Source organism: Kribbella sp. NPDC004138, from assembly GCF_053603655.1.
Genome location: NZ_JBSGFZ010000014.1, coordinates 1 through 12,691, shown reverse-complemented (window position 1 = coordinate 12,691; position 12,691 = coordinate 1). Strand labels below are relative to the sequence as shown.

Sequence of the window (12,691 nt, the reverse complement as noted above, 5' to 3'; positions counted from 1 at the left end):
GTCGCGGTTGCCGCGGTATTCCAGCTTTGTCCGGCCGATTCCGCTTGAGCGGTTGGCGCAAGAGAATTCGCGACGCCGAGAATTAGGCATAACGACAGAAATATTCGTGCAATTGAATGCACTGAAACCCCCAGCTTGGAGCGGCCCCCGGAGCAGGCACACTCTAGCAACACGCAAGCACGCTCCGCAGTCGGATTGCAGCTTGTTGCAACTGCAATCCGACTGCCGATTCAGCGTCGTGTCAGGCCACTTGGGCGGGGCGGTGGTAGCCCGGGAGGAGTTCGTCGACCAGGGCGTCGGTTTCCGCCTCGGGGCCGCGGGGGCCGCCGTGGCGGGTGAGGGCGGCGTACATCTGGCCGGCCACGTTGGTGACGTCGGCGGTGGTGCCGAAGTGGGCGGCCAGGCGGAGGGTGGCTCGCCACAGTTCCTCCGACGCCGGCGAGAAGCTCAGGCCGGTCTGGAGGGCCGTGCGGGCCATGGTGCCGTCGTTGTGGTTGAGCGACGCCTCGGCGAGCCGCAGTGCGGCGTCGACGACGGCCTCCGCCATCCGGCGCTCGATGCCGGACGCGGCCAGCCACGAGTAGCGTCCGCCGGGCAGGTTCGACCAGGCGGGGCCGTGCACCAGGCTGAGCGCCGTCGACAGCGGGCCGCGTGGGTCGTCGATCATCGACGCCTGCTTCGCGAGCGTGCGGAAGACGTCCCAGTCGACGCGGACCACGCTGCGGTTGAGCATCCAGCGGCCGGACTCGTCGGCGTACATCGCGTCCACACCGACCCAGCGCCGGGTGTGCTCCAGCGCCGCATCGCGCAACTCCTGGCTGATGCCGCGCGGCCAGATCGCCCCGGCGAGCACGTTCGGGTGTACGCCGTAGTCCTGGCTGGCCAGGAACGCGATGATCTCCGTCGACAGCGCGACCCGGCCGTCGTCGATGACCCCGCGGGCGTCCACCTCGACCGGCCCGAGCAGGTCCACCTCGACCGGAGCCGGCCGGCTCAGATCCATGGTGGAGAACTCGTACGCCGGCATGTCCTGCTCCGACCGGCGCTTGTCGCGCGCATCGGCCTCGGCCGCGTCGAACAGCGCGACCAGGTCGGCGAACTGCTCCGGGTTGACGCTGTGCGCGTCCACCTCGAGGCCGAGCAGCCGGCAGACGGCCTGGTTCTTCTCGTCCACGACGAACCGCCACGGCGAGTTCAGTACGTCGCCGACCACGACCGCCGAGATGCTGCGCTTGGTGTCGGCGGCCAGCCGGTTCAGCTGGTCCTGCTCCTCCGGCGACGGCGGCGCGGACAGGAAGATGACCTCCGGTCCCCACAGCGCCGCGTCCGGATGCGTCATCCGGGCCTCGGCGACCGAGCCGGCGTCCCGGCGCTGGCAGGCCTGCACCTGCGCCTCGGTGCGCCGGACGACCTCGCCCATCGCGTCGTCGAGGCGGACCCAGTAGCTGAGCCGCGCCGGCGCCAACGACGACAGGTCGTCGCCGAACCCGACCATGCTGATGTGCGCGCCCTCGGACCACAGGTTCGTCGCGAGCTCGACCGCGAGCGAACCGACCACGTCGCGGGAGGCGTTGTTCACGCCGCCGAACGCGACGATGCCGTTCGCCGTGTCGAGGTCGATCAGCACCGTGGCGCCGTCGGCGTTCTGCCCGACCGTGACCAGCGTCGGGTACGGCGCCGGCGCGTTGACCTCACCGGTCGGGCCGTAGCCGCGGCGCAGCGTCCACCGGGTGCCGTCGGCGATCGCCTGCCACGGGCCGGGGGGCTCGGGCTGCGCGCCGTACGGGTCGAGGACGAGAGTGAGCGCGCGGTCGGTCACCAGCGCGGCGACGACCTTCGGCATCGGCCGCTGCAGCTGGGTCATGTCCGCGCCCAGCTTGCGCAGCGAGTTGTCGACGAACTGGGCGGTCGGCACGTCCGACGCCAGCCGCAGGCCGACCTCGGTCTGCCGGTGACCGGCAGCCTTCGGGCCGGGGCCCTGCGCCCAGCCGCGGCGGCGCTTCAGCGCCAGCGCCAGACCGGCCGCGAGCAGCGTCGCGCCGAACCCGTACATCCCGGCTTCCTGCAGGCTGATGCCGTCGTCGGCCGCGACCGGAGTCGCCTCCGGGACGCGGGTGCCACCGGCGGCCGGTTCGCCGTGCTCGGACTGGCCGGCGCCCGGAGCGTGCGGCTCGACGGTGACACTCGGCTCCCCCGGCTTGACGTTCTTCGCACCTGGGTCGTTCTTCGCGCTGCCGATCCCGATCGACGACGGCTTCTCCATCCCTTGCTCGGAGAAACGTCCCGGGCCGGCCGTCTTCGTCTCGGGCGTCGTCCTCGTCTCGGTCTTGTTCTCGACCGTGACCTTCGGCTTGACCGCAGTCCTGGTCTCGGTGGTCGACTTGGTCGTCTTGGTGCTGACCGTCGACTTGGTGTGGTCGCCGATGCTCACGCGGACCGTGTGCACCCCCGGACCCTTGGCGTCCGCGGGCAGCCGCACCTGCCAGCCCGGCAGGATCAGGTCCGGGTTGGTCAGCCGGCGGCCGTCGGGCTGCAGCTTGTTCTTGTTGAGGTCGTAGATCTCCTTGTACCGACGGCCCTCGCCCAGGTAGCGCTCGGCGATGTCCCACAGGCAGTCGTAGTTGCGTCCCGACGGCGGGCGGACCTCGGTGTACTTGACGACCTGGCCCTTGTGGTCGTTGTTCGTCCGGACGCCGACGCTCGTCTTCGAATGCTGGCTGCTGCCGCTGAGGACCGTGCTCGCCGCCTCGGTCTGCCGGAACTGCGACCCCGAGGACTCATGCTTCACACTCACCGACGTCGGCGCGGCCGGGCCGTTCGTGGTGACCGCGCTCGCGACCGGCAGGCTGACACCCGCACCCGCCGCGATCAGTACGACGGTGCCGATCAGCCGGCGGGCCAGCACCTGCGAGCCGCCGCCGAGCGGAACCCGCGGCGAGAGACCGAGGCCGCGGATCTCCGCGACCGCCTCCGCGACCAGGCAGACCACGAAGTGCAGCCACGCGATCCAGATGAAGAACGCGATGATGCCCAGCACGGTCTCGACGCTCAGCTCGCTGAACAGCATGCTCTTGCTGGGCATCGTGTCCGGCCACGGCGTACCGAAGAAGCGCAGCAGCACGTACGGCACACCGCCGACGATCGCCAGGATCGCGAGCAGCGCGACGAAGCCCTTCAGCCGATCCGCCCCCGGACTCCCCGACCGCCGCTGCGGCAACCGCGCCGCCTGGACAGGCTCGTTCGTCCTAACCATCACGCCTCCACACCCCCACCATCAGCCACCACATCAGCCACCAATTGCCTGAACTTCCTGCACAGGCAGCCGCTGCACAGCAGTCACGTTCGCTTGACCGATCGGATTCCACCCACCGGCGTCCTTACCGACCCAGTACGAGACCTCCCAGGTGATCGTCAGCTTCACCGTGTACATCCCGTCCGGCTGACTCGCACTGGATTTCTTGTAGACGTGCTTACAGGGGTTGACCTGGTCGTTCGGATCCTTCGACTGGTCGTATCCGTCGGGGTCGTCGATCGGCGTCACACCGGCGGCGCACTTGAACGGGCCGGTGCCGTCACCGGGGTCGATCGTCAGCCGCACGACCATGCCCTGCATCGTGAGATTGTGCTTCGGGTCGAAGTACCCGCTGGTCATCTCCTCCGGCGTGTACTTGCCGATGTCGCTCTTGACCGCTATCGAACTTTCCGGGGTCAGGGTGAAGTAGGCGGGAACGTTCACGCGCGGTGTGTAGGTCGGCATGATCTGCAGCGCCGGCGGAGGATAGGTGCTTTTGAAGGGCCACCAGAACTGGTTCATGTAGTCCGGGAACGGGCACTGGGCGCGCTCCTCGGGGCCGACCGCGACGTATGCCCGCTCCAGGTGAGCCTCAGGTCCGCCGTTGTAGCTGTCGAGCGTGTAGTCGGTGATCGTGATCCGCAGCACCCACATCTTGCCTTCCGGCGCCCGCGGCAGCCTGATGCCCTCAGGGATGTCGAAATCACGGCACGGCACGAACGGTCTGCCGCGCAGGCGCTCGCGCCACGTCGGAGGCGGCTGGCCGCCTGTGTAAGCCTTGCCGGAGCTGCAGTACGCACCGAAGCCGACCGAGTTCACGTACATGCTGCAGACCTTGTTCCCGGTCTGGATCGTGTCTGCGGTAGCTGTGGTGGCGGAGACCGCCGTGAGTAGTGCGAGTACAACGCTCAGGACGAGCAGTGTGCGACCTACTCGATTGTGCATCCTCACTCCCCAGACTCGTCTTCCCGCAGGTTATCGTCGACCAGGGGCATCATGCCCGGTGCCCAGTGCCCCGTCACCTCTTCGCAACCTCGAATGCCAGGCTTCCGGACTAGGCCGGATATCGCATTCCGGCGCAGTTGACGCCCTTGCTGGTGGCCACGCGGTACGGCAGCCAGCCCAGCCCGGTCTTGATCATCTCGAAGACCTCCGGCGAACCGTTCGGAGCGACGACCACCCACTTCCGCGCCTTCGGATCCCAGTACTGCGCGGTCTGCGAACGGCACATCTGAACCGCCACGGTGCCGTCCTGTGTGCTGGCCGCGCCGACCACCACCACACTTCCCGGCGGCTTCATCACCCAGCCGTTGCGCTTGGCATCCGCGATCTCCTGCGACACGTCGGCGTAGAAGAAGGACGGGAAGCGCTTCTTCAGGATGGTGTCGTCCTTCGACACCAGGGCCTGGAAGTACAGCGGGTAGCTGGTCACGAGGCCTTGGACGGCGGGGTTGGAGGCGAAGTTCCCCGCCTCCACAATCAGCTGCTTCGGCTGGGCGGTCGGCTTGACGGTCGTGGTGGCGGCCTCCGTCGGGGCGGTGCTGGGCTCCTCGGACGGCGTGCTCGAGGTGGTGGTCGTGCCGGAGTCGCCGCCGACCGGTACGGGACGGCTGCCGTCGGTCGAGTCCTTGCTGCAGGCACCGAGCAGCAGGATCGCCGTCAGAGTGAGGGCTGGGAGGGCAAGCCTACGCACGAACGGAATCCTCCGGGTTCTAGCGCCCGCTCGGCGGCGAGCTTGTGGGGCCTGATGGGCTGTCAGTCGGTGGGGTTCCGGACGGGTCCGGAGTCGGCGTCACGTTCGGGGTGCAGGTGGCCGGGAAGGGGAACGGGGACAGCGTCCAGATCGGCGTCGGTGAACCTACAGTCCAAGTCGGGCACGGCAGGTCGATCGTGGGCGGGCGGGGGTTGCTCGTGGGTGCGCCGGGGCCGTCGGTGGTTGGGTTCACCACGATCGGGGGGATGGTGGGGCTGTCGTCGGCCTTGGTGATGCCTTGTTCGGCGTGGGCCTGGCCGGTGCCGGTGGCTTTGAGGGATTGTTTGCCGACGAGGCCGAGGAACGTTGTCTTGTTGGCGATGTCGACCTGGATGTCGACCTCTTTGTCGGTCAGGGTGGTGGGGCGGCACGCGGTGACCGCGGGGTCGTTGGAGCGGACCTGGCCGCAGAACTCGGTGATCGCGGCGGCTGCCTTGGCGGTGTCGATCTTGGCCTCGGCGACGTTCAGCTGGATGGCGGCGGCGCCGACGCGGGCGGCTTCCTGGGCGTAGCCGATCGCCCGGGAGCGGGCGCCGAGCTGGCGGCCGCCGTCGATGACCAGGCCGGCCAGGGTGAAGATCATCACCGCGAGGATCGCGACCGCGGGGCTCAGCGCACCGCGCGGGATGCGCCGGTGGTTGCGCCGGGCATCGATCCGGAAGAAGTCCACGAGCTTACGAGCCGTCACCGCGCACCCCCCGGTACGGGTCGAGCGAGGACGTGAAGCGCTTGGTGATCTTGGTGTCGCCGCCGAGACCGAGCAGCCCCAGGTCGCGGTAGTTGATCGTGCAGGTGACCTCGACCGACAGCGGCGAACCGGCCGTGAACCCGGTCGTGATCGAACCCGAGGCGGACTGCTTGCAGGACTCCACCGCCTGGCTCATCGCGGCGGTGACGGCCTGGTCGACGCGGCCCTGGCCCTCTTGCAGCGACCGCGCCTGGCTGGCCCCGCGGGCACCGTCCCGGGCGGCGCCCTCCAGCAGCGAGGACGTCTGGAAGTACCGCCCGCAGGCGAGCAAGAACATGAACAGCGCCAGCAGCACGGGCGCCAGGATGACCATCTCCAGCGCCAGCGTGCCGCGCTCACGGCGCCGGGCAAGTAACCGGCGAACCCCCAGCATCCGCATCCTCACTTGTCGGCGTCGAACTGCTCGATCGGGCCGGTGGCGGTCCGGCTCACCTTCAGCGTCAGGCCCGGCACCAGCGAGACGGTGTCGCCGGTGACCGTGAACGAGACCGTGCCTTCCGGGCTGTTGTACGCCGGGAACGGCACGGTGGCATTCCGCAGCGTCGTACCGCCGAGCTGCTGCGCGTACGACTGGATGTCCGCCCGCACCTTCTCCCCCACGGCCGTGGTGTAGACGGGCGGCTGCACCAGCCGCAGCCGGGAGACGCCCTCCTGCGCCGCGTTCAGCGCGACGGACCGCCCGTACAGCCACAGGGCGGTCTGGATGGAGACGAAGATCAGGGTGAGGATCGCCGGCGCGAGGATGGCCAGCTCGAGCGTGCTGACACCTCGCTCCGACCGTCTCCGCCGAACGCCCTTCCGCTCCGGTCGACTCAGCCGCCCCAGCCGCATGGATCTGTCCGTCAGCCCTTGTCGATGTCGGCGGTGTGCTTGTCGATGACCTTCTTCACCACGGCACCGATCGCGAGCGCGGCGACGACCAGGATCCCCGAGATGATCGCCCATTCGAGCGCGGACGCGCCCAGCTCGGTGTGGCCCTGCTTGGCACGGGCCCGCTGGGCCTGCGCCCGGGCAACTGCATAGCCGGCCATCGTGCGCCAGAACATCAACTCCGAGGTCATTCGCATGCCTTCCAGATCGTGAGGCCGAAGCAGGCCTCAGTATGCCGGGTTCGACGGACCATTCCGTCCAACGGATCCCTTGCCGCCCGCATTGTCCGGATCAACTTCCGAGGATCGCCGCGCCGGCCGGGAAGCCCAGGAACAGGAAGAACGCCGCGATCATGACGAGCTGCGCGACCAGCATCGACTGGGAGCGCTCACCCGCCTTGCCTTCCACGTCGGCCAGCTCCTTGCGCCGCAGCGACGCCGCCCGGGCGAGCAGCGACGAGCGGATCTTCGCGCCCTCGTCACCGGCCAGGGCCAGCGCCGAGGCCAGGTCGCGCAGTTCCTCGACGCCGAGGTCCTCGCCCAGCCGGGCCATCGCGTCCCACGGCGTGATGCCGATCAGCCGCGCGTTCGCCAGGGCCTGCCGGATCCGGGCCATCGCCCAGTGCTCGCCGATCGTCGACGCGGTCATCAGCGCCTCGGGCAGACCGCGGCCGCCGGCGAGGTTCATCGCGACCAGGTCCAGGAAGCTGCCGACCACGTGCCGGAAGTCCCGGCGCCGCTTCTCCGCCTCCTGCCGCAGTGCCAGGTCGGGCAGGAAGAACGCCAGCGCCATGAACGCCAGCGTCACGATCGCCGGCGCCGGGCCGGGCGCCGTGATCCCGATCGCGGAGAACAGGAACAGCACGATCGGGATGAAGATCATCGCGCCGAGTGCGAAGAACACCTTGGTGGCGAGCATCGCGGCGAACGGCCGGTTCATCACCGCGAGGTCGCTGCGCAGTCTGCCGAACGCCCAGCCGCGCGCGTTGGCCTCCGCCTCGAGCCGACGGCCGAGGGTCTCCCGCGCGCGGTCCACCCCGCCGAGCCGCCGCTCGCCGGCGGCGCTGGTGGTGGCACCGCTCATGTAGCCACCGCGGCCCGCGTCGATCCGCGCGATCGTGGACAGCACGTTGGCCCGTGGCTTGATGAACATCCGGACCAGCACGTACACACCGAGGCCGGCGATACCGCCGGTGATGAAGGCCCAGGTCATCCGCTCACCGTTTCCATCCGCTCGCTCCCCGGCCGGTTCGACCGGTCGTCGACGACGCCGATCAGGAACCGCTCCGGCACCTCGATCTTCGCCAGCCGCCGCAGCCACAGCAGGCCGAGCGCATAGAGCCCGATCACCACCGTGAGCACGACCTGGCCGATGAAGCTCGTGTACGGCGCCATGTACGCCGAATTGAACAGCACCTGGCTGGCAGCCATCACCAGCGTGATCGCGACCACCACTTGTACGCTGCGCCGGGTGGAACGGCGCTCCGCCGCCACCTTCCGCCGTACGTCGAGCTCCTCGCGGGCCGAGTCCGCCAGCGCGCCGAGCACCTCCCGCAGACCGGGACCGCGCAGCCTGGCGTTCAGCACCAGGGCGGCGACGATCAGGTCGGCGGACGGGTCGTCCAGGTCGTCGGCGAACCGCATCAGGGCCGACGGCAACGGTTCGCGGATCCGCAACCGGTCGACGAGCAGGTTCAGGCTGGGCTTGATCGCGGGCGCCGCGTTCACCGCGGTCGCCGGGATCGCCTGTTCCAGGCCGACCGCGCCGGCGATGGTGTCGCGCAGCGCCTCGGTCCAGCTGGCGAGCGCGTCCAGGCGGTCGATCGCCCGGCGTTCCTCACCGGTGCCGCCGAAGAACCGGTCCGCCATCCCGGCCAGCAGGCCGAGGGCGACCGCGAGCACGAGCCAGCGGGTCACCACCAGCACGAGCAGGCCGACCGCGAGCGCGGCGCCGAGCCGGATCATGTTCTTGCGGTGGTCGGCGCCGCGGTTGCGGAACAGCGACGGGGTCTCGTCCTTCGGCTCGGTGCCGCGGAGCGCGACGATCAGCAGCATCACCGCGCCGCCGACCACCGCGCCGCACAGCAGCGCCCCCAGAGTTCTGTTGCTCATCGGCGTCCTCGCTTCGCTCCGGGCGCCGACGAGGCACGAATCGGACCGTGCTTGATGGTGACCTCGCTCCGCTCGCTCACTGCCTCACGCCCACGTTCCGTGGACGAGCGGCTGGTACCCGAAGTGCTCGAGCTCGTCCATGCAGGCGATCGGCGCGTGCGCCGCGGCGCGGCCGTCCGGTCCCGGGGCGAACACCTCGCCGGACAGCACCCGGCCGTCCCATCCGGTGACCTCCCGGATGCTCTCGACGTACCGGCTGAGGCCGCCGCCGCGCGAGTAGTCGTTGTGCTTGCGGACGAACACGACGAAGTCGAGCGCGCCGGCGATCAGCATCTGGGTGGCGTCCATCGGCAGCCGCTCCATCGCCTGGATCGCGTAGGTGCTGATCCGGTTGAACACCTCCATCGAGCTGTTCGAGTGGATCGTCGACAGCGAGCCGTCGTTGCCCTGGCTCATCGCGTTCAGCATCGTGACGATCTCGTCGCCGAGCACCTCACCGACGATGACGCGGGACGGGTTCATCCGCAGCGACCGGCGGACCAGGTCGGCCATGCTCACCAGGCCGACGCCCTCGGAGTTCGGCAGCCGCTCCTCGAACGCGACCACGTTCGGGTGCAGGTCCTTGAACTCGCCGAGGCCGAGCTCGAGCGAGCGCTCGACGGTGATCAGCCGCTCGTGCGGCTGGATCTCGTTGGCCAGCGCGCGCAGCAGCGTCGTCTTCCCGGAGTTCGTCGCGCCGGCGATCATGATGTTCTTGCGGGCCGCGACCGCCGCGCGCAGAAACGAGCCGACGTCGTCGGTCAGCGTGCCGTTGGCGACCAGGTCCTTCAGGAACACCTTGCCGAGCCGGGCCCGCCGGATCGAGACCGCGGGCCGCGACGTCACGCCCATCACCGCCGACAGGCGGGACCCGTCCGGCAGCCGCAGGTCCAGCTGCGGGTTCGCCGAGTCGAACGGGCGGCTGGTCAGGCCGGCGTGGGCCGCCAGCACCTGGATCAGCTCGACCAGTTCGTCGTCGCTCTCGGCGACCGGCCCCGGGGTCTCCTCGCGGCCGTCGCCGTACTGCACGAAGACCTGGTCGCAGCCGTTGATGTCGATGTTCTCGACCTCGGGGTCGTCGATCAGCGGCTGCAGCCGGCCGACGCCGAACAGCGCCGAGTGGATCGCGCCGGCGATCTGCGCGTCGTCGTCCGGGGTCGGCGGCGTCCGGCCCTCGGCCAGCTCGTACCGCGCGTAGTCCTCGAGCACCTGCACGATCAGCGACCGCGCGTACTCCCGCTCGTCCTCCGCGCTCATCGGAGGTACGCCGTTCACCTGGTCGCGGCGGCGCTGCTCGTTCAGCCGCTCCGCGACCTGGACGCGCAGTTTGCGGACCAGCTCCTGATCAGCGCTCACCGGTAATCACCCGGCGGGAACGCGGCGTTGGCCATGTCGAAGTCCTGCGGCGGCGGCGCGGACACCAGCGACGCCATCTCGGCGGTGATCGCGGTCGCGGACCGGATCAGCTGGGTCTTGTCGAGCCGGCCGTGGCCGCGCCCGTCGAAGAACGCCGCACCGGCCGGGTCGTACGCCAGGTGCCAGCGGTGCCGGACCGGCAGGGACATCGCGTCCAGCACGGACCAGACCTGCTTCACGCCGTCGCGCTGCTTCGGGTCGGCCACGACGACCACGCCGAGCTGTGCGTCGACGTGGTGCACCAGCGTCGACAGCCGCTCCCGCAGGTGCGCCACCGACGAGCCGGTCGCCGTACACACCAGGACGACGAGGCGGGCGGACTGGATGACCGGCAGCTGCGGCGAGGACGCACCGATCCGCCCGCAGTCGGCCAGCACGTCGCCGTGCTGCATCTGGTTGAAGGAGATGCCGAGCGGATGCCAGAGGCCGCCCATGCCACCCACCTGCTCAGGCGAGCGCACGCCGAGCAGTACGTCGAGACCGCCGTCGAGCTGCTGGCTGTGCGCGAGGATGACCTCGTCCCCCAGCCCTTTACGGCTCGCCGCGGCCAGACTGACCAGGCCGCGGTCGGAGTTCAGCGCGGCGCCGGCCGGGCCGGTCATCCGGATCGCCACGTCACTGCCGGCCGGGTCGCACTCGGCCAGCAGCACCTGCCGCGGCCAGAGCGCACCGAAGACCAGACTTGCTGTGGTCACGCCGGGCGAGCCCTTTGCGCTCGCCAGTGCCACCAGTGCCATCAGTTGGCCCCGCTACGTTCGACGTCCGGCGTGGTGCCCGGCGCCAGCTTCACCAGGACCAGGGTCTTGGCAGCTGCCGCGGCCGCGACCGTCGTGATGTCCTCCGCCGGGATCATGATCGTCACGTTGAGCGAGCTGTTCGCGCTCGTCTTGCTGTCGGTGATCGCACCGATAGTCGAGGTCACCTTGGCCGCGCTGACCAGCGGGACCGCGGCGCCCTCCTGGTTGGCCGAAGGCACCCGGATGACCTTGACGACGTCGCCGACGAGGAGTCCGTCCGACGGCGCCCGCCCGGCCTCGAGGGTGACACCGACCAGCGCACCGCCGGCCGGGATCGGCTGCTCACCCTCCTTGGTGAGGCTGTCCGGGGTGACGAACTGGTCCTTGTACAGCCAGGTCTTGGTGTAGCGGCCGAGGTACTTGTTCGCCTCCGACCACGGGATCAGCCCGCCGGTGGCGCCGGCCAGGTCACCGCGGGAGAAGTCCTTGGACTCCAGCTTGTGGCCGGGCGGGAGCGTGTCGGCGACCGCGACGAAGTCGGAGCGATTGCCGCTGTTCAACGCGATCAAGGCGGACCCGGCGGCGCCGAGCAGGATCAGGATCACCGCGAGCGCGGCCAGGGCGGGGCGCCGTTCCCGGCTGCCCGGGAGGCGGGTCGCCGCGCCACCCGCCGATCGGCCCGCTGCGCGGGCGCCTGGGGAAGAGGTACGCGTGGAGGACGAGAGACTCACGCGCCTACCGTAATGGCAGCGAGGTGCCATCCGCGCCAGCCGGTCACTGCCGTTACCGCGCCGCGACCCGCTCCAGCTCGTCGGGCCGGAGCAGCTGGTTGAAGGTGCCCGGCCCGCCGTACAACTGGTCTAGATAGGCGTACATGGCGCGCAGGCACAGCCCGACCTGACGCTCCCAGCCCGGCCGTCCTTCCAGCCACACCACGAGGTCCCGTCCTTCGGCCAGCGTGACGGCCGCGTTCACCGGCTGGACGAGCCGGTCCGTCTCGGGGTCCGGCTCGATCCGCGGTCCGCGGGCCTCCTGGACCGCCGCGGCCAGCGCCGCTTGCTCGGCACCGGTGCGGAAGTAGTCGAACCCATGCTTGCCGTGCAGCAGGTCGAGGTACTCGCAGAGCGCGAGGAACAGCTCGATGCCGTCGTACTCCCGGCCGTCACCGGCGTGGTGCCGCAGCTGCGCGACCGTGCTACGAGCCTGAGGGATGTTCCAATCGGAGTCTCCCAGCTTCTCCCACATGGACTCGATCCTAGGCGGACCCCCGGCGTAAATCGTTAACAGTTCGGGTGGTTCGAGTAGCTGGCGAGTAACCGTTTGTTTGCTAAATTCCGGAACCAGAGGGTCCTGGTGACAACTGGTGAGCACCAGGCCTCTCACGGGAGAGGTGATTCGGCTGACTACACCGACGTTGTCCGCCGCAGATCCGACGACTCGCGCCCGCTGGGCCGTCGGAAACGCGCTCGGGATTCTGCACCCCTCGGCGGTGCCGCTGCGTGACGGGCGGGTCCGGTTGACCGCCCGCGACGATCTGCTGTCATCGCGCGCGATGCGCGCGATCGAGGAACTGCTCGCCCAACGGGCCGCGGACCGGATCAGCGACGATCGCCTGCTGGCGGAAGCCGTCAGCGCGGTCGCCGGCGCGCGCGGGCCGGCTGCACATCCTCGAAGTACAACGGCTGATCCGCTTCATGTCGAAGGTCGTGATCTGCGTCGTCCCGG

At 69.8% G+C, this 12,691-nt stretch carries 14 protein-coding genes; 1 reads left to right on the top strand and 13 read right to left on the bottom strand.

What is annotated here, in order from left to right:
* Positions 1-241: 241 nt before the first annotated feature.
* The 13 genes from ACWEOO_RS20520 to ACWEOO_RS20460 all read right to left on the bottom strand — a co-directional run bounded on the left by ACWEOO_RS20520 (position 242) and on the right by ACWEOO_RS20460 (position 12,211).
* Complete coding sequence (locus ACWEOO_RS20520; protein ID WP_452144329.1) at positions 242-3,253, bottom strand: hypothetical protein; 3,012 nt, start codon at positions 3,251-3,253, stop codon at positions 242-244.
* 33 nt (positions 3,254-3,286) lie between these two features.
* Complete coding sequence (locus ACWEOO_RS20515; protein ID WP_452144328.1) at positions 3,287-4,237, bottom strand: hypothetical protein; 951 nt, start codon at positions 4,235-4,237, stop codon at positions 3,287-3,289.
* Positions 4,238-4,346: 109 nt separating this feature from the next.
* Entirely contained in the window at positions 4,347-4,985 is a 639-nt protein-coding gene (locus tag ACWEOO_RS20510) for a hypothetical protein (RefSeq protein ID WP_452144327.1), read from the bottom strand.
* Between the two features lie 19 nt (positions 4,986-5,004).
* Positions 5,005-5,733 carry a TadE/TadG family type IV pilus assembly protein gene (locus ACWEOO_RS20505; protein WP_452144326.1) on the bottom strand — a complete coding sequence of 243 codons (729 nt, stop codon included), beginning with the start codon at positions 5,731-5,733 and terminating at the stop codon, positions 5,005-5,007.
* Positions 5,720-6,166 carry a TadE family protein gene (locus tag ACWEOO_RS20500; protein WP_359929230.1) on the bottom strand — a complete coding sequence of 149 codons (447 nt, stop codon included), beginning with the start codon at positions 6,164-6,166 and terminating at the stop codon, positions 5,720-5,722. The genes ACWEOO_RS20505 and ACWEOO_RS20500 overlap by 14 nt, the downstream gene beginning before the upstream one ends.
* A gap of 8 nt (positions 6,167-6,174) precedes the next feature.
* Complete coding sequence (locus ACWEOO_RS20495) at positions 6,175-6,624, bottom strand: TadE/TadG family type IV pilus assembly protein (protein ID WP_452144325.1); 450 nt, start codon at positions 6,622-6,624, stop codon at positions 6,175-6,177.
* Between the two features lie 11 nt (positions 6,625-6,635).
* A complete protein-coding gene (locus ACWEOO_RS20490) occupies positions 6,636-6,860 on the bottom strand; it encodes a hypothetical protein (protein ID WP_359929234.1) in 225 nt (74 codons plus the stop codon).
* Positions 6,861-6,954: 94 nt separating this feature from the next.
* A complete protein-coding gene (locus ACWEOO_RS20485) occupies positions 6,955-7,875 on the bottom strand; it encodes a type II secretion system F family protein (protein ID WP_359929236.1) in 921 nt (306 codons plus the stop codon).
* Positions 7,872-8,774, bottom strand: a complete 903-nt coding sequence (locus ACWEOO_RS20480; RefSeq protein WP_452144324.1) for a type II secretion system F family protein — start codon at positions 8,772-8,774, stop codon at positions 7,872-7,874. The genes ACWEOO_RS20485 and ACWEOO_RS20480 overlap by 4 nt, the downstream gene beginning before the upstream one ends.
* Positions 8,775-8,858: 84 nt before the next feature.
* Positions 8,859-10,169, bottom strand: coding sequence for a CpaF family protein (locus ACWEOO_RS20475; protein WP_452144323.1), 1,311 nt, complete (start codon positions 10,167-10,169; stop codon positions 8,859-8,861).
* Positions 10,166-10,966 carry a hypothetical protein gene (locus ACWEOO_RS20470; RefSeq protein WP_359929241.1) on the bottom strand — a complete coding sequence of 267 codons (801 nt, stop codon included), beginning with the start codon at positions 10,964-10,966 and terminating at the stop codon, positions 10,166-10,168. The genes ACWEOO_RS20475 and ACWEOO_RS20470 overlap by 4 nt, the downstream gene beginning before the upstream one ends.
* Positions 10,966-11,697: a hypothetical protein gene (locus tag ACWEOO_RS20465; protein WP_452144322.1), complete on the bottom strand. Its 732-nt coding sequence runs from the start codon at positions 11,695-11,697 to the stop codon at positions 10,966-10,968. The genes ACWEOO_RS20470 and ACWEOO_RS20465 overlap by 1 nt, the downstream gene beginning before the upstream one ends.
* A 52-nt stretch (positions 11,698-11,749) precedes the next feature.
* On the bottom strand, positions 11,750-12,211 hold the full coding sequence (locus ACWEOO_RS20460; protein ID WP_452144321.1) for a hypothetical protein: 462 nt from the start codon (positions 12,209-12,211) through the stop codon (positions 11,750-11,752).
* Between the two features lie 244 nt (positions 12,212-12,455).
* Here ACWEOO_RS20460 and ACWEOO_RS20455 point away from each other — a divergent pair.
* The coding region (locus ACWEOO_RS20455) for a hypothetical protein (RefSeq protein WP_452144320.1) at positions 12,456-12,691 on the top strand (236 nt) is incomplete at its 3' end.

What these genes read in the sequence shown, in the direction of transcription:
- ACWEOO_RS20520 (WP_452144329.1), bottom strand. Translation starts at nt 3,253, where the DNA reads ATGGTTAGGACGAACGAGCCTGTCCAGGCGGCGCGGTTGCCGCAGCGG.
- ACWEOO_RS20515 (WP_452144328.1), bottom strand. Translation starts at nt 4,237, where the DNA reads ATGCACAATCGAGTAGGTCGCACACTGCTCGTCCTGAGCGTTGTACTC.
- ACWEOO_RS20500 (WP_359929230.1), bottom strand. Translation starts at nt 6,166, where the DNA reads ATGCTGGGGGTTCGCCGGTTACTTGCCCGGCGCCGTGAGCGCGGCACG.
- ACWEOO_RS20495 (WP_452144325.1), bottom strand. Translation starts at nt 6,624, where the DNA reads ATGCGGCTGGGGCGGCTGAGTCGACCGGAGCGGAAGGGCGTTCGGCGG.
- ACWEOO_RS20490 (WP_359929234.1), bottom strand. Translation starts at nt 6,860, where the DNA reads ATGCGAATGACCTCGGAGTTGATGTTCTGGCGCACGATGGCCGGCTAT.
- ACWEOO_RS20485 (WP_359929236.1), bottom strand. Translation starts at nt 7,875, where the DNA reads ATGACCTGGGCCTTCATCACCGGCGGTATCGCCGGCCTCGGTGTGTAC.
- ACWEOO_RS20480 (WP_452144324.1), bottom strand. Translation starts at nt 8,774, where the DNA reads ATGAGCAACAGAACTCTGGGGGCGCTGCTGTGCGGCGCGGTGGTCGGC.
- ACWEOO_RS20470 (WP_359929241.1), bottom strand. Translation starts at nt 10,966, where the DNA reads ATGGCACTGGTGGCACTGGCGAGCGCAAAGGGCTCGCCCGGCGTGACC.
- ACWEOO_RS20460 (WP_452144321.1), bottom strand. Translation starts at nt 12,211, where the DNA reads ATGTGGGAGAAGCTGGGAGACTCCGATTGGAACATCCCTCAGGCTCGT.